The organism is Streptomyces sp. NPDC050423 (assembly GCF_040655445.1).
Taxonomy (GTDB): domain Bacteria; phylum Actinomycetota; class Actinomycetes; order Streptomycetales; family Streptomycetaceae; genus Streptomyces.
Map to the genome: position 1 here is coordinate 89,097 of NZ_JBFAJY010000027.1, position 14,770 is coordinate 103,866.

Annotated in this window: 14 protein-coding genes and 2 pseudogenes; 9 read left to right on the forward strand and 7 right to left on the reverse strand. The window is 71.1% G+C overall.

Translation table 11 applies throughout. The annotated features are described in order from the left end of the window. The first annotated feature begins 11 nt into the window (after nt 1-11). From AB0I52_RS20800 to AB0I52_RS20815, 4 genes and pseudogenes are all read left to right on the forward strand, one after another. On the forward strand, nt 12-779 hold the full coding sequence (locus tag AB0I52_RS20800) for a glucose 1-dehydrogenase (protein WP_363074590.1): 768 nt from the start codon (nt 12-14) through the stop codon (nt 777-779). Between the two features lie 33 nt (nt 780-812). Beyond that, nucleotides 813-1,580, forward strand: a complete 768-nt coding sequence (locus tag AB0I52_RS20805) for a glucose 1-dehydrogenase (protein ID WP_363074592.1) — start codon at nt 813-815, stop codon at nt 1,578-1,580. Between the two features lie 50 nt (nt 1,581-1,630). Further along, nucleotides 1,631-1,951, forward strand: a complete 321-nt coding sequence (locus AB0I52_RS20810) for a carboxymuconolactone decarboxylase family protein (protein ID WP_363074594.1) — start codon at nt 1,631-1,633, stop codon at nt 1,949-1,951. Nucleotides 1,952-1,997: 46 nt separating this feature from the next. Beyond that, nucleotides 1,998-2,443, forward strand: a pseudogene (locus AB0I52_RS20815) (cupin domain-containing protein). Nucleotides 2,444-2,785: 342 nt separating this feature from the next. Here AB0I52_RS20815 and AB0I52_RS20820 read toward each other — a convergent pair. Then, nucleotides 2,786-3,643 (reverse strand): 3-hydroxybutyryl-CoA dehydrogenase, encoded by an 858-nt coding sequence (locus AB0I52_RS20820; protein WP_363074596.1) that lies wholly within the window; start codon nt 3,641-3,643, stop codon nt 2,786-2,788. A gap of 188 nt (nt 3,644-3,831) precedes the next feature. Here AB0I52_RS20820 and AB0I52_RS20825 point away from each other — a divergent pair, with 188 nt between their 5' ends. Beyond that, complete coding sequence (locus AB0I52_RS20825) at nt 3,832-5,127, forward strand: family 10 glycosylhydrolase (protein ID WP_363074598.1); 1,296 nt, start codon at nt 3,832-3,834, stop codon at nt 5,125-5,127. A 25-nt stretch (nt 5,128-5,152) separates the two neighbouring features. Here the strand turns inward: AB0I52_RS20825 and AB0I52_RS20830 are convergent, their stop codons facing one another. Beyond that, on the reverse strand, nt 5,153-5,362 hold the full coding sequence (locus tag AB0I52_RS20830) for a DUF1918 domain-containing protein (protein WP_363074600.1): 210 nt from the start codon (nt 5,360-5,362) through the stop codon (nt 5,153-5,155). A 112-nt stretch (nt 5,363-5,474) separates the two neighbouring features. Further along, entirely contained in the window at nt 5,475-6,464 is a 990-nt protein-coding gene (locus tag AB0I52_RS20835) for a DMT family transporter (protein WP_363074602.1), read from the reverse strand. On the opposite strand from AB0I52_RS20835, the gene AB0I52_RS20840 reads away from it, so the two are divergent. The 3 genes from AB0I52_RS20840 (at nt 6,463) to AB0I52_RS20850 (ending at nt 9,027) form a co-directional block, all read left to right on the forward strand. After that, nucleotides 6,463-7,932 carry a PLP-dependent aminotransferase family protein gene (locus AB0I52_RS20840; RefSeq protein WP_363074604.1) on the forward strand — a complete coding sequence of 490 codons (1,470 nt, stop codon included), beginning with the start codon at nt 6,463-6,465 and terminating at the stop codon, nt 7,930-7,932. The genes AB0I52_RS20835 and AB0I52_RS20840 overlap by 2 nt on opposite strands. 26 nt (nt 7,933-7,958) lie before the next feature. Next, a complete protein-coding gene (locus tag AB0I52_RS20845) occupies nt 7,959-8,390 on the forward strand; it encodes a GNAT family N-acetyltransferase (RefSeq protein WP_363074606.1) in 432 nt (143 codons plus the stop codon). 61 nt (nt 8,391-8,451) lie between these two features. Beyond that, nucleotides 8,452-9,027 carry a histidine phosphatase family protein gene (locus AB0I52_RS20850; RefSeq protein WP_363074608.1) on the forward strand — a complete coding sequence of 192 codons (576 nt, stop codon included), beginning with the start codon at nt 8,452-8,454 and terminating at the stop codon, nt 9,025-9,027. Between the two features lie 96 nt (nt 9,028-9,123). Here AB0I52_RS20850 and AB0I52_RS20855 read toward each other — a convergent pair. The 4 genes and pseudogenes from AB0I52_RS20855 to AB0I52_RS20870 all read right to left on the reverse strand — a co-directional run bounded on the left by AB0I52_RS20855 (nt 9,124) and on the right by AB0I52_RS20870 (nt 13,621). After that, nucleotides 9,124-11,352 (reverse strand): annotated as a pseudogene (locus AB0I52_RS20855) (MMPL family transporter). Nucleotides 11,353-11,553: 201 nt separating this feature from the next. Continuing rightward, nucleotides 11,554-12,297 (reverse strand): Clp protease N-terminal domain-containing protein, encoded by a 744-nt coding sequence (locus AB0I52_RS20860; protein WP_363074610.1) that lies wholly within the window; start codon nt 12,295-12,297, stop codon nt 11,554-11,556. Nucleotides 12,298-12,468: 171 nt separating this feature from the next. Next, on the reverse strand, nt 12,469-12,966 hold the full coding sequence (locus AB0I52_RS20865; RefSeq protein ID WP_123468564.1) for a peptidylprolyl isomerase: 498 nt from the start codon (nt 12,964-12,966) through the stop codon (nt 12,469-12,471). A gap of 142 nt (nt 12,967-13,108) precedes the next feature. Beyond that, a complete protein-coding gene (locus AB0I52_RS20870) occupies nt 13,109-13,621 on the reverse strand; it encodes a DinB family protein (RefSeq protein WP_363074612.1) in 513 nt (170 codons plus the stop codon). 246 nt (nt 13,622-13,867) lie between these two features. On the opposite strand from AB0I52_RS20870, the gene AB0I52_RS20875 reads away from it, so the two are divergent. Further along, on the forward strand, nt 13,868-14,770 hold a 903-nt coding region (locus AB0I52_RS20875), incomplete at its 3' end, for an IS110 family transposase (protein WP_363074614.1).

Below are 14,770 nucleotides of genomic sequence, written 5' to 3' on the forward strand. Positions count from 1 at the left end.
GAGAAACTCACATGAACGTCACCTACGACTTCCACGGCAAGACTGCGTTCGTCACCGGTGCCGCCTCCGGCATCGGCCGCACCACCGCCCTCGCCTTCGCCCGTGCCGGCGCTCAGGTCGCCCTCGTCGACCGGTCCGCCGACGGACTGCGCGAGACCGCTCGCCTCATCGAGGCCGACGGCGGGAAAGCCCTCACCCTCACCTGCGACGTCACCAGCGAAGAAGACGTCCAGGCCGCCGTCGGCCAGACCGTAGAGCAGTTCGGGCGCCTGGACGCCGCGTTCAACAACGCCGGCGTCGAGCAGCCCGTCCAGTCCGCCGCCGACACCGACAAGGACGACTGGGACCGCATCCTCGGCGTCAGCCTCACCGGTGCGTTCCTGTGCACCAGGGCCCAGATCCGGCAGATGCTCCGGCAGGACGGCGGCGGAGCCATCGTCAACGTCTCCTCCGGTGCCGGTGTCAAGGGCTTCAAGGGCCAGGCCGCCTACGCCGCCGCCAAGCACGGCGTCATCGGCTTCACCCGCTCCGCGGCCCTCGACCATGCGGCCGACGGCATCCGTATCAACGCCCTGTGCCCCGGCATTATCGACACTGAGATGATCCGCCGCTTCGGCGACAGCCGCCCCGGCGGTCGCGCCGGCCTGATCGCCGACGAGCCCGTCGGCCGCCTCGGAATGCCCGAGGAGATCGCCTCCGCCGTGCTGTGGCTGTGCTCCGACGATGCCGCCTTCACCACCGGCACCGCGCTCGTCGTCGACGGCGGCCAGACCGTCTGACCCACCAAAGCCCCCGCTCAAGGAGCCGCACCCATGAACCCCACGTACGACTTCACCGGCCAGGTCGCTTTCGTCACCGGAGCCAGCTCCGGCATGGGACTGGCCGCCGCGCGCGCCTTCGCCGAATCCGGGGCCGCCGTCGGCCTGGCCGACATCGACGAAGCTGCCCTGACGGCCGCGGTCAAGCAGCTCACCGACGCAGGCCACCAGGCCCTCGCGCTCGTCTGCGACGTCACCGACGAGGACCAGGTCGCCGCCGCCGTCGACCGCACCGTGGAGACCTTCGGCCGCCTCGACATGGCGTACAACAACGCCGGCATCCAGATCCCACCCACCGACGCCGCCGACGAGAGCGCCGAGCAGTTCGACCGCGTCAACAACATCAACCTCCGCGGCATCTGGGCGTCCATGAAGCACGAACTGCGCCACATGCGCACCCAGGGCAGCGGAGCGATCGTCAACTGCTCTTCCCTGGGCGGCCTGGTCGGCATCCCCGGCCGCGCCTCCTACCACGCCTCCAAGCACGGCGTGATCGGTCTGACCGGCAGTGCCGCCCTCGAATACGCGCCGCGCGGCATTCGAATCAACGCGATCTGCCCTGGCACCATCGACACCCCCATGGTCAGCGACATGATCGCCAAGGGAGAACTCGACCGCGCCGAAGCTGAAGCGAACCAGCCCATCGGTCGCCTCGGCACCGCAGAGGAAATGGCCCACGCCGTCCTGTGGCTGTGCAGTCCCGGCGCCAGCTTCGTCGTTGGCGTCGCTCTGCCCGTCGACGGCGGCTATGTCGCGCAGTAACCACCCCGGAACCCACCAACCCATACGGCCCCGTCCAAGAAGTGATCCCCGTGCCGAAGCGGTCAGCCCCCGAGGAACTGCGCGCCCTCGCCCCCAAACTCGTCGATGTCACCAACGACGTCCTCTTCGGCGACATCTGGGAACGCCCCGGCCTGTCCCCACGCGACCGCAGCCTGGTGACCGTCAGCGTCCTGGCCGCCCTCTACCGCAGCGAACAGCTTCCCTGCCACCTCGGTGCGGCCCTGGAGAACGGCCTCAGCATCGAGGAACTCTCCGAGGCCCGCACCCACCTGGCCTTCTACGCCGGCTGGCCCAACGCCATGACCGCCATCACCCAACTCAAGAAGATCGCCGACGAACGCGCCCTCTGACACCGGCGCGCCACCACCCACCCTGAAGCGAGAACGGAAGACAGCCATGGAACACATCACCTCCGCCCCACCGTCAAAGCCCCGGCCGAGCGCTTCACCGGCGACGTCTACCTCAACCCCACCGAGACGCCCACCGACCCCGCCCGCTACGCCTCCGCCCTGGTCCGCTTCACCCCCGGCGCGCGCACGAACTGGCACTCCCATGCCAACGGCCAGACCCTCTACATCACCGACGGCATCGGGCTGGTCGGTACCCGAGACGGAAACGTCGCACGCGTGAGCGCCGGACAGACCCCCAAGTGCCCTCCCGGCGAGGAGCACTGGCACGGCGCCACCGACACCACGCTCATGGCCCACATCGCCATGGTCGTCGACGACGCCAACGGAGATGGCACCACCTGGCTCGAACCCGTCACCGACGAGCAGTACACCCACGCACCTAACACGAGGGGGCACAGACCAACCAGTCGCACATGCTCTGATCAGGCGTAACGTCACTCGGCAGCACGACCGGGCACCACGCAGTACGAACGCTCACGGTCTCGTAATGCCTAGGTCTCGAGTCGGAGGGGCCAGGGACTCTTCAGGGACTTTCAGCTCTGTCGGAGGGCCATCCGAGGGGCTTTCCGCGGTACAGGCACGGAAGGCCGTGACAGTGCTGAAAGGCTCAAGACCTCGGTCACGACCACCCACGCCACTGCTCCGTAGCGTTCCGACACGGCACCGGGTCGGTAGCAGGAGGCGAGGCGTCGCGGGCCTCACTTGGGTCTGACCTCGGGCAATGCGCCCCCGGCGGGCCCGGCGGCGTGAGCGCCGGGCCCGCCGGTAGGACGGTCAGTAGGCGTAGAAGCCCGAGCCCGTCTTGCGCCCCAGCCGGCCCGCGTCCACCATCCGCTGGAGCAGCGGGGGAGCGGCGTACAGGGGCTCCTTGTACTCGGCGTACATGGAGTCGGCGACCGAGGCCACGGTGTCCAGGCCGATCAGGTCGGCGAGCTTGAGCGGGCCCATCGGGTGGGCGCAGCCCATCTCCATGCCGTTGTCGATGTCCTCGCGGCTGGCGATGCCCGACTCGAACATCCGGATCGCGGAGAGCAGGTAGGGGATCAGCAGTGCGTTGACGACGAAGCCGGACCGGTCCTGGGCGCGGATCGGGTGCTTGCCGAGTATGTCCTGCACCACGGCCTCGGCACGCTTGACCGTCTCGTCCGACGTGGTCAGCGCGGGGATCAGCTCGACGAGCCTCTGCACCGGGGCCGGGTTGAAGAAGTGGATGCCGATGACCTGGTCGGGGCGTGAGGTCGCGACGGCCAGCTTCACCAACGGGATCGAGGAGGTGTTGGAGGCGAGGATCGCGTCCTGCCGGGTCACCACCTGGTCCAGCACCTGGAAGATCTCAGTCTTGACCTGCTCGTTCTCCACGACGGCCTCGATGACGAGATCGCGGTCGGCGAACTCACCCAGGTCGGTGGTGAAGCTGAGGCGGCCGAGGGTCTCGTCGCGCTCCTCCTCGGTGATCTTGCCGCGTTCGGCGGCCTTCGCGAGGGAGTTGTGGAGCCGGGTGCGGCCGATCTCCAGCGCCTCGCCGGTGGTCTCGGCCACTCTGACATCGAGGCCGCTGCGGGCGCACACCTCCGCGATGCCTGCGCCCATCTGGCCGCAGCCGACCACTCCGACGCGTGCGATGTCCGCCATGGGGTCCGTCACCTCGTGCCTTTCACTGTTCTCCGTGCGGTGGCTTCCGTTCGGTTCCGCGCCCCGCCTCGACCCCACGACGTTACTCCGCGCCTTCCACGGGATCACGGGCCGGGGCGTGCATGCTCAGCCCCGGCCCCTGATTTCGTGGGTCCGGACGACGACAGAGAGACGGCAGGTACGAAGAAATGCGGCAAATCGCCAGGAGGAGCTTTGTGGCCGGTACGGCCGGGACGGTGGGGGCGGCTGTGGCGGCGGTGGCCTCGGCCGCCGTGGCCGGTGAGTCCGGTGAGGCTGTCGCGGCAGGGCCGGGTGAGGGGCGTACGGACCGGGTGGGCAGACCCCGCGACGCGCTGCGGCGGGAGCTCAGAGGCATGTGGGTGGGGACGGTCGGCAACCTCGACTGGCCCTCGAAACCGGGACTGTCCGCCGCCGCGCAGCGGGCCGAGCTGATCGCGTACCTCGACGAGGCCGTCGACCGGCGGCTGAACGCGGTGATCCTCCAGGTCCGCCCGTCCGCCGACGCGCTGTGGCCCTCCCGGTACGAGCCGTGGGCCGCGTGCCTCACGGGCGTCCAGGGCAAGGACCCGGGCTGGGACCCGCTGGGCACGGCGGTGCGGGAGGCGCACAGCCGCGGCCTGGAGCTGCACGCCTGGTTCAACCCGTACCGGGTCGCGAACCACACCGACCGGTCCCGGCTGGCCGCCACCCATCCCGCGAGGCTGCACCCCGGCTGGGCCCTGCCGTACGGCGGGAAGCTCTACTACAACCCGGGCCTGCCCGAGGTGCGCAGCTTCGTCCAGGACGCGATGCTCGACGCGGTCCGCCGCTATGACATCGACGCGGTCCACTGGGACGACTACTTCTACCCGTACCCGGTGGCCGGGCAGTCCTTCGCGGACGGGGCCGCGTACGAGAAGTACGGCGCGGGCTTCGCGAGCAAGGCGGCCTGGCGGCGCGCCAACATCGACAAACTGGTTCAGGAGACCGCACAGCGGATCAAGGCGGTCAAGCCGGCGGTCCGGTTCGGTATCAGCCCGTTCGGCGTGTGGCGCAACGCCTCCACAGACCCGCTCGGCTCGAAGAGCGCGGCGGGGGTGCAGACCTACGACGATCTGTACGCCGACACCCGCGGCTGGATCAAGAAGGGCTGGATCGACTACATCTGCCCGCAGCTCTACTGGAACATCGGCTTCGCCGCCGCCGACTACGCCGTCCTGCTGCCCTGGTGGAACGAGGTGGTACGGGGCACGGGCGTCGACCTCTTCATCGGTGAGGCGCTCTACAAGGCCGGTGATCCGGCCCAGCCCGCGGCCTGGCAGGACCCGGCGGAACTCTCCCGGCACATCGACCTCGCCGCCGGGTACGACCAGGCCCGCGGCCACGTCTACTTCTCGGGGAAGGTCGTGGTCGCGGACCGGATCGGCGCGATGGCGCGGGTGGTGGCCGACCACTACCGGTCGCGGGTGCGCCCGCCCGGCTGACCGGCCGGGTGCGGTGCGGCGGCCCTTATCGTCCCGGGACCCGGCCGGGGGCGGCCTCGTGCCGGACGACGCTGTCGGGGCCGGGGGCCAGGAGATGTTCATGTCCGTCGTCGAAGCGGACGCGGTACGGGGGAGCGCCCCCGTCCCCGAGCACTTCGACGATCTCTGCGACCCGGTCCTGCTGCCCCACGGTCCTGCCGTGCGTCACCAGCCGGTCGCCCGTGTGTGCCTCCATCGGGTGTGACCTCCTCACGGGGTGGCGGTCCATGTCGACAAGTCTATGTCCGGACGGCGGCTTCGCCCGATGGGGGAGGCTCCGGACCGGCCCCGCGGTACGGCCGGGCCGGTCACCCGCCGCCCCCGGCGCCGCCGGTGCGCTGGGTGGCCGCGATGCAGACGAGCACCGCCACCGCTGCCACCGGTGCGGCTGCCGAGACCTTCTCGCCGAGCAGGAAGTACGACCAGACCAGCGTCAGCAGCGGCTGCGCGAGCTGGAGCTGGCTGGCCCGCGCCACCCCGATCTCCGCCATGCCCCGGTACCAGACGTAGAGCCCGAAGAAGGTCGAGCACGCCGCGACCCAGACCAGGCCGATCACTCCGTGCGCGGTCAGCCGCACCGGCTCGTACGGCAGCGCGAGTGCGGTGCCCGCCACGGCGAGCGGAAGGGTGAGGATCAGCGCCCAGCCGATCACCTGCCATCCCGGCATGACCTTCGCCAGCCTGCCGCCCTCGGTGTACCCCGCCGCGCACACCAGCAGGGCGCCGAACAGGTAGAGATCCCCGGCGCAGAGCGTGCCGCCGCTCTGCAGCACCGTGAAGGCGATCACCACGCCCGCGCCGGTGACCGCCGCGATCCAGAACGTACGGGACGGGCGCGATCCGGTGCGCACGGAGGCGAACACCGCCGTGGTCAGCGGCAGCAGCCCCACCACCACGGCCGCGTGCGAGGTCGTCGACGTCCGCAGCGCCAGCGTCGTCAGCAGCGGGAACCCCACCACCACACCGCCCGCCACGACGGCCAGCCCCGCCCAGTGCCGGCGCTCGGGCACCCGCACCCGGGTCACGAGGAGCACGCTGCCGGCGATCACGGCCGCCAGCAGGCTGCGCAATGCCACCAGGGACCAGGGGCCGAAGCTCTCCAGGCCCCACGCGGTCGACGGGAAGGTCAGCGAGAAGGCGACCACTCCGAGTCCGGCGAGCAGTGTCCCGCTCCGGCCCGCCGGCCGGCCCCCGGGGCCACCGCCTGCCGCGTCCTGCACCGGGGCGCGGGCGGGGCCGTCCGCTGCCGGGCCGACCGCTATCGTGCTGCTGGGAGTAGCGCTATCCTCTTCTTTCATGCATGAGCGTAGCAGTGTGGCGGATCTGGCCGGTTGTCTTCGGGATGAACTGAACCGCTACTCGCCCGGTGAGAAGCTGCCGTCCAGCCGTGCCCTGGTGGAGCGCTTCCGGGCGAGTCCCGTGACCGTCTCGCGGGCCGTCGCGCAGCTCGCCGCGGAAGGGCTCGTCACCACCCGCCCCGGCGCGGGCGCGTTCCGGGCTCAGCCGCGCGCCGGCGCGCCGCGGCCCGGTGACACCTCGTGGCAGGAGGTGTCGCTCAGTGGTGACGGCGGGCCCGAGGTCGTACCGCGCACGGTCGACGCCTCGGGTGTTCTGGCCACCCTGGCGGCCCCGGCCACGGGCGTCGTCGAGTTCAACGGTGGCTACCTGCACAGCTCGCTCCAGCCCGAACGCGCCCTCGCCGCCGCACTCGCGCGGGCCGGCCGGCGCCCCGGCGCCTGGGGCCGCCCGCCCACCGAGGGGCTGACCGAACTGCGCGCCTGGTTCGCCCGTGAGATCGGGCCCGCGCTCACCGCCGCCGATGTGCTGATCACCGCCGGTGGCCAGAGCGCCCTGGCCACCGCGTTGCGGGCACTCGCCCCGCCCGGCGCCCCGGTGCTCGTCGAATCGCCCACCTACCCGGGCATGCTGGCGGTGGCGCGGGCCACCGGGCTGCGGCCCGTGCCGGTGCCGGCCGACACCGACGGCGTACGGCCGGAACTGCTCACCGCCGCCTTCCGGGCCACCGGCGCCCGGGTCCTGGTCTGCCAGCCGCTGTTCCAGAACCCGACCGGCGCGGTCCTGGCCCCGGCCCGGCGCTCCGAGGTCGTCCGGATCGCCAGGGAGGCGGGCGCGTTCGTCGTCGAGGACGACTTCGCCCGGCGGCTCGTCCACGACGACGCAGGACCGCTGCCGCGACCGCTGGCCGCCGACGACCCCGATGGGGTCGTCGTCCACGTCTGCTCCCTCACCAAGGTGACCTCGCCCAGCCTCAGAGTGGGCGCCCTCGCCGCCCGCGGCCCGGTACTCGAACGGCTGCGTGCCATCCAGGTCGTCGACAGCTTCTTCGTCCCCCGGCCGCTCCAGGAGGCCGCGCTCGAACTCGTCGGCACACCGGCCTGGAGCCGCCATCTACGCTCCCTCTCGGCCGAGTTGAGGGCCCGTCGCACCGCGATGACCGTGGCGCTCCGCCGCGATCTGCCCGCTCTGGCGCTCCCGCACATTCCCGTGGGCGGGGGCAGCCTCTGGGTGGGCCTGCCCGGCACCGGAGCCGGTGCCGACGAGTCCGCCATGGTCTCGGCGGCCCTGCGCGCCGGGGTCGCCATCGCGCCGGGACGCCCGTACTTCTGCGCCGAACCCCCGGCGCCCCACGTCCGGCTGAGCTACGCGGCCGTCGCCGGAACGGCCGAGATCGCCGAGGGCGTGCGACGCCTGCACGCGGCCTGGGCGGGCGCTCTCGATGCGCCGGCCCCCGCGAGCCCGGCCTGATCGAGACGAGACCCTAGACTCCGGGCATGACGGAAACTCCCCAGCAGCGTTACGAGATCTCGTCCGACCCGTCCCGGCTGGATGCGTCCAGGATTCACAACTGGCTCTCCAGCGACGCCTATTGGGCACTCGGCCGGACCAGGGAGCGCCAGGATCTGGCCATCGCCGGCTCGCTCAACTTCGGCGCCTACGACCTCGCTTCGGGCGAACAGGCCGCGTACGCCAGGGTGGTGACCGACCACGTCACCTTCGGCTGGCTCTGCGACGTGTACGTCGACCCCGCAGCCCGCGGCCACGGACTCGGCGCCAGGATCGTCGCCGCGGCGCGCGACCACCTCGCCGAGGCCGGGGTCCGCAGGATCGTGCTCGCCACGGATGACGCCCACGGCGTATATGAGAAGGTCGGTTTCAAGCCGCTCGACAACCCGGACAAGTGGATGTCCCTCACGTTCGGCTGACCCGGAAGCGCTTCCGCCCGCGCTCTTGACCTGCGGGGCGATCGGCTCCACGATCGCGGCCATGAGTGTTCGAGTCTCACTCGTCGCCGCGGCGCGCAACTCCTCCCCCCTCGGTGAGCGCTTCGACGACGACCGGCCGCTCGACGAGGCCGGCTGGCACGAGGTGCAGTTCGCCGCCGCGGCCCTGATACCCCTGGGGGCTGCCGAGCTGCGCTACTGCTCACCGACCGCTCGCAGCCGCGCCACCGGCCAGGCACTCGGCTTCGCCCCGATGGTCCAGCCCGCGCTGCGCGACTGTGACATGGGGCGGTGGCGCGGCTGCACGCTCGCGGATGTCACGGCGCGCGAACCGGCGGCCGTGGACGCCTGGCTCGCGGACCCGCGGTCCGCGCCGCACGGCGGTGAACCGCTGCTCGCGTTCATCTCCCGGATAGGCGGCTGGCTGGACACCCGCCCCGCCTGCGACGGGTCGATCGTCGCCGTCGCCGAACCGTCCGTCGTCCGGGCCGCTCTCGTGTACGCGCTGCGGGCCCCGCCCTCGACGTACTGGAACCTCGACGTCCGCCCGCTCTCCACCGTCACGCTGACCGGTCTGCCCCGCCGCTGGAGCCTCCGCCTCGAAACCGGAGCCCGCTGAGGGCACGGCGCGCGCCCGGCCTGCGGCGACGATCCGCGCAGGACGGCACCACTGACCGAGGCGGTGTACGCCTCGCTCCGACCGGCACGGAACCGGTCACGGCGCGGCCGGCTCGCCCTCGGTGTCGATGTGGGGGAGTACCCGGTCCAGCCAGTGGGGGATCCACCAGGCGCTGCGGCCCAGCAGCGTCATCACGGCGGGTACCAGCAGCAGCCGGACGATCGTGGCGTCGACGAGCACACTGACCGCCAGCCCGAGGCCCAGCATCTTGACCACGATGGTGTCGCTGAGGATGAACGCGGCGAACACGCTGACCATGATCAGCGCGGCGCAGGTGATCACCCGGGCGGTGATCTCCAGCCCGTGTGCCACGGCGCCCTTGCTGTCCCGGGTGCGCAGCCAGGCCTCGTGCACGCGGGCGATCAGGAACACCTCGTAGTCCATGCTCAGACCGAAGACGATCGCGAACATCATCATCGGCACATAGCTCTCGATGGGCACCGTCCCGGAGACGCCCAGCGAGGGCCCGCCCCAGCCCCACTGGAAGACGGCCACCACCACCCCGTACGAGGCGGCGATCGACAGCAGGTTGAGGGCGGCGGCCTTCAGCGCCACCAGGACACCGCGGAACACGATCAGGATGATGACGAAGGCCAGAGTGACCACGACGGCGATGATGAGCGGGAGGCGGCTGACGATGATGTCGAGGAAATCCTCCTGGGCCGCGGTCGTTCCGGTCACGTAGGTGGACGCGTCGGTGCCGGACACGCCCTTCGGCAGGACGTCGTCCTTGAGGTGGTTGAACAGCGTGGTCGTGCCCGCGTCCTGCGGGGCCTGCTTCGAGACGGCGTCGCCGATGAGCAGCGCTCCGTCGTCCGTCGCCCGGAGCGGGCTCACACTGGCCGCGCCCGGGACATCGGTGAGGGCCTTCTAGAGACTGCTCGCCAGCGCTGAGCGGTCCGCGCCGGGCACCGCCCGCTGATCGACGACCAGGGTGAACGGGCCGTTGGCACCCGGCCCGAAACCGGTGGAGATCAGGTCGAAGGCGCGCCGGTCGGTGAAGCTCGCCGGATCAGCTCCGTCGTCGATGTGCCCGAGGCGGATGGAGAACAGCGGGATCGCCAGGACCCCCACCACGACGAGCCCGGCGAGCAGGAACCACCAGGGCCGCCGCTCCACCCGCTGGGCGTAGCGGTGCCAGCCGCCCTGCGAGGGGGTCCCGGGTACGGCCCCGCCCTCCGCGACCGGCGGCCGTACCCGGTAGCGGTCGATACGCCTGCCGATGAGGCCGAGCAGGGCGGGGACCAGGGTGACCGCGCCGATGACCGCGGTGATGACGGTGACCGTGGCCGCGGCCCCCAGTTTGCCGATGAAGCTCACCCGGGAGACGTACAGCCCGGCCAGCGCGACGATGACAGTGCAGCCGGAGACCAGCACGGCACGCCCGCTGGTGGCCACGGCCCGGCCGGCGGCCCGGACCGGATCGCCGCCGTCCATGACGAGCTGCCGGTGACGGGTGATCAGGAACAGGGCGTAGTCGATCCCGACCCCCAGCCCGATCATGGTCGCGAGCGTGGGGGACACACTCGCGAACGTGGTGGCTGCGGCCACCAGCGACAGGATGCTCAGCCCGACGATCACGCTGATGAGCGCGGTCAGCAGCGGGACGCCGGCGGCGGCGACGCTGCCGAATCCGATGAGCAGGACGACCACCGCGACGGCGAAACCGATGGCCTCGCTGGTCAGGTCCTTGGTCTCGGGCCTGGCGAGCTCCCCCAGCGGTCCGCCGTACTCGACGTCCACCCCGGCGCTGCGCAGCGGTTTCACCGCCGTGTCGACCTGGTGGAGATAGGCGTCGTCCAACGAGGTCGGATTCACGTCGAACCGCACGGTGATGTACCCGATCGTGCCGTCCTTGGACAGTGCGGTGGACGTCGAGGAGGACGAGGACGGCAGGGGGTTCTGGGCGGACAGCACATGCGGCAGCTTCTGGAGGTTGCCCACCACCTGGTCGACCTGGCTCCGCACATCGGTCAGGGGCTTCTGCGCATCGTGCAGGACCACCTGCGCACCGGTGCCGCCCGCGGCGGGATCGTGTGCCTTCAGCAGCTCGGCGCCCGTGTTCGACTGGGTGCCGGGCAGGTTGAAGTCGTCGGAGTACGTCCCCCCGAACGCGCTCTGGAGGGCGTGCAGCCCGCCGAGGGCGACCACCCAGGCGATGATCACCACGACGGAGTGGCGGGCACACCACTCGCCCAGCCGCAGCAGCCGTCCCCCGCGCGATTTCTCCGGTGCCGCGTACGTGCTGGCGCTGGGCGGGGCCATGCGTTCTCCCGGAGCAGGGGACGGGCCGTTTCGGCCGGGGCGCGCCGCGTCCCTCGTGTCCAACTCGAGAACGTAGATGCAGGTACGGGACTCCGGGCCGCGACACGTGCGGCGGGCCGTCCCGTTCCGCCGCGCGGCCGGTACGCGGCGCCCGCCCCGCATCGGCCGCGCGGCACGCGCCGTGGCACTGGCCCCGGGCAGTCAGCCCTTCTCGTGTGCGGCGACGATGAGCGTGAGCGCCTCGGTGATGGCCGTCTCGGCGGTCGATTTGTCGAGGCCGAGGCCGGTCAGCAGTCCCGCGCCGTCCTCGTACTCCAGCAGCGCGAGCAGGATGTGCTCGGTCCCGATGTAGTTGTGCCCCATCCTCAGGGCCTCGCGGAAGGTGAGCTCCAGCGCCTTGCGGGCACCGGCGTTGTAAGGGAGGAGCTCGGGCAGCTCCTCCTCGGAGGCGGCCGGGAGCGCGGCGGTGGCCTCCTGGCGGACGGTGTCCAGAGCCACTCCCTGTGCCTTGATGAACGCCGCCGCAAGCCCTTCCGGCTCGCTGAGCAGCCCGAGTACGAGGTGCTCGGTCCCGATCTCGCTGTTTCCCGCGGCGCGCGCCTCGTTCTGCGCCGCCATCACGACGTTCTTCGCGCGGGGGGTGAAACGGCCGAAGCCCTGGCTGGGGTCGAGGTCGGTCGGCTCGCCGGGGCCCTTGGCGACGAACCGCTTCTGCGCCGCCTGCCGGGTCACCCCCATGCTCTTGCCGATCTCGGTCCAGGAGGCGCCGGAGCGCCGTGCCTGGTCCACGAAGTGGCCGATCAGGTGGTCGGCCACGTCGCCGAGGTGGTCGGCGGCGATGACGGCGTCCTGGAGCTGGTCGAGGGCGTCGGGGTGGACCTTCTTGATGGCTTCGATGAGGTCGTCGAGACGGACCGGATGCGTGGGAACCACTGGCTTCGTCATGCGTCAACCTTAGGTTGACAGTGCCGTACCGTCAACCTTCCGTTGACAGCGTGGGAGGGTGTGGCCGGCAGCGCCGGCGCCGGTCGCGGAAGCCCCGGTACGACGAACGCGCCGGCCGACGGTGTTCGTCGGCCGGCGCGTCCGGTCAGCTGTTCAGCCAGCGGGTCGGGATCAGAGAACCCCGGAGTCGGCGATGGTGACCTTCGCCTTGGTCCGGCCGCTCTGCGAGCCGAGACCCTCGATCTTGGTGACCAGGTCCAGGCTCTCCTGGTCGGCGACCTCGCCGAACACCACGTGCTTGCCGTCCAGCCACGAGGTCACGATGGTCGTGATGAAGAACTGCGAACCGTTGGAGTTCGGGCCGCTGTTCGCCATGGAGAGCAGGCCGGGCTTGGTGTGCGCCAGCTTGAAGTTCTCGTCGTCGAACTTCGCGCCGTAGATGCTCTTGCCGCCGGTGCCGTCACCACGGGTGAAGTCACCGCCCTGGAGCATGAACTCGGGGATGACCCGGTGGAAGGACGACCCCTTGTAGCCGAAGCCGTGCTCGCCGGTCGCCAGCTGGCGGAAGTTCTCCGCGGTCTTGGGAACGACGTCGTCGTACAGGTTGAAGACGATCCGCCCGGCGGGCTCGTCGTTGATGGTGATGTCGAAGTAAACCTTGCTCGTCATGGAACCATCCTGACATCCGGCCGCGCGGCCCGTTCGGGCGGGCGCGACGAAACACCGCTCACGGGTGACGGGCCGGGCGCATGTGGTCGACGCACGCGGTTGCGCGTCGCCGTGGCCCCGTCCCTGCCCGCGCGCCCTGCCGTCACGCTCCGGTACTGCCGTCGATCCGCTCGCGCAGCAGGTCGGCGTGGCCGCTGTGGCGGGCGTACTCACCGATCATGTGCGTGTAGATCCACCGCAGGCTCACCTCGCCGCCCATGAAGGGTGCGGTGTCCTCCAGCGCCCGCGCGGCACAGTTGGCACGGGACACGGCGATCTCGTCCTGCCACGCGGCGAGGGCCCGTGCGAAGGAGGCGTCGGCGGAGACCTCGAAGCCCCCGTCCTGGCCACCGGAACCGGCCGGTGCGGCGTGGACGGGCGGGGCGTCCTCGGCGGCGAGCACCCGGCGGAACCAGTTTCGCTCGACCTCTGTCAGGTGCTGGACCAGTCCCATCAGCGTCAGCGGCGACGGTGGCACGGAGGCGTCGCGGACCTGCTCGTCGGCCAGGCCCTCGCACTTCACGGCCACGGTGGCCCGGTAGAAGTCGAGCCAGCTCTCCAGGTTGGTGCGCTCGTCGGCGTTCAGGGGCGGCATGGGGCGTTCGGTGTGCGTCATGATCACCGATCCTGCCAGCCGGGTCTGACATTGATGCTGATACTGAGGTTCCGGTGGCCGTGGCTCAGGGTCTGACTGACGCCCTGCTGGGCTGTCTTCCGGTTGTACTGTCCGGCCGCCGGGACCTTTCCTCACGGCTCCGGCCGGGCGGAACATGACCTGATAGGAGCTTGGCCAGAAGCCCCTTCAATGTCCTGTCTGCGCCACCCGACCGGTGCCTACCTCCGGTTGGAAGGCATCATCAGCATGACATCGAGGGTCACGGAGCACACTGCGGACCAGCATGTGTTCGGCGGAGTCGATTCCCACGCCGACACGGTCCATGTCGCTGTCATCAGCGACATCGGCGGTCATCTCGCGGACGCCGAATTCGCCACCACCGCCGCCGGATACGCGGCGGCCCTGGCTTTCCTGACCGCACACGGCCAAGTGATCGCGATCGGTGTGGAAGGCACCTCCTCCTACGGAGCCGGCTTCACCCGAACCGCCCGCTCCCACGGGCACCGGGTCATCGAGGTCAACCGCCCCGACAGGGCCGAACGCCGGCGCACCGGCAAGTCGGACCCGATCGACGCCTACGCCGCCGCCCGCGCCGCCCTGTCCGGACGAGCCGACAGCGCCCCCAAGGACGACACGGTCGCCGGGATACGCGCCCTGCGCAACGCCGCCCGCTCGGCGGTCAAGGCACGCACCGCCGCACTCAACCAGATCGGTCACGTCCTCATCACCGCCCCAGAGACCGTCCGCGCGAAATACGGGCAGCTCAAGGGAGCAGACCGCACCGAGGCCCTGGCCCGGCTGAGGCCGGCCGGTGACGCGCTCCACGTCGCCGTCCTTACCGCGCTGAAGAGTCTCGCCCGCCGTGTCAAAGAGCTCACCGCCGAGCACGAGATGCTGACCCGGGCCCTGGACGCCGAGACCACCGCGGGCAACCCGGGGCTGCGGGCCGCCTACGGAGTCGGCCCCGACACCGCGGCACAGCTGCTGATCACCGCGGGAGGCAATCCTGAGCGGATGCGGACCGAGGCGTCCTTCGCGGCTCTCTGCGGAGCCGCTCCGGTCCCCGCCTCCAGCGGCAGGACCAACCGTCACCGCTTGTCCCGGGGCGGCGACCGGGCCGCCAACGCCGCGCTCTACCGCATCGCCCTG

Bases quoted from the DNA above. Each gene is read 5' to 3' on its own strand.
- AB0I52_RS20800 (WP_363074590.1), top strand. From the start codon at position 12: ATGAACGTCACCTACGACTTCCACGGCAAGACTGCGTTCGTCACCGGT.
- AB0I52_RS20805 (WP_363074592.1), top strand. From the start codon at position 813: ATGAACCCCACGTACGACTTCACCGGCCAGGTCGCTTTCGTCACCGGA.
- AB0I52_RS20820 (WP_363074596.1), bottom strand. From the start codon at position 3,643: ATGGCGGACATCGCACGCGTCGGAGTGGTCGGCTGCGGCCAGATGGGC.
- AB0I52_RS20825 (WP_363074598.1), top strand. From the start codon at position 3,832: ATGCGGCAAATCGCCAGGAGGAGCTTTGTGGCCGGTACGGCCGGGACG.
- AB0I52_RS20830 (WP_363074600.1), bottom strand. From the start codon at position 5,362: ATGGAGGCACACACGGGCGACCGGCTGGTGACGCACGGCAGGACCGTG.
- AB0I52_RS20840 (WP_363074604.1), top strand. From the start codon at position 6,463: ATGCATGAGCGTAGCAGTGTGGCGGATCTGGCCGGTTGTCTTCGGGAT.
- AB0I52_RS20835 (WP_363074602.1), bottom strand. From the start codon at position 6,464: ATGAAAGAAGAGGATAGCGCTACTCCCAGCAGCACGATAGCGGTCGGC.
- AB0I52_RS20845 (WP_363074606.1), top strand. From the start codon at position 7,959: ATGACGGAAACTCCCCAGCAGCGTTACGAGATCTCGTCCGACCCGTCC.
- AB0I52_RS20850 (WP_363074608.1), top strand. From the start codon at position 8,452: ATGAGTGTTCGAGTCTCACTCGTCGCCGCGGCGCGCAACTCCTCCCCC.
- AB0I52_RS20860 (WP_363074610.1), bottom strand. From the start codon at position 12,297: ATGACGAAGCCAGTGGTTCCCACGCATCCGGTCCGTCTCGACGACCTC.
- AB0I52_RS20865 (WP_123468564.1), bottom strand. From the start codon at position 12,966: ATGACGAGCAAGGTTTACTTCGACATCACCATCAACGACGAGCCCGCC.
- AB0I52_RS20870 (WP_363074612.1), bottom strand. From the start codon at position 13,621: ATGACGCACACCGAACGCCCCATGCCGCCCCTGAACGCCGACGAGCGC.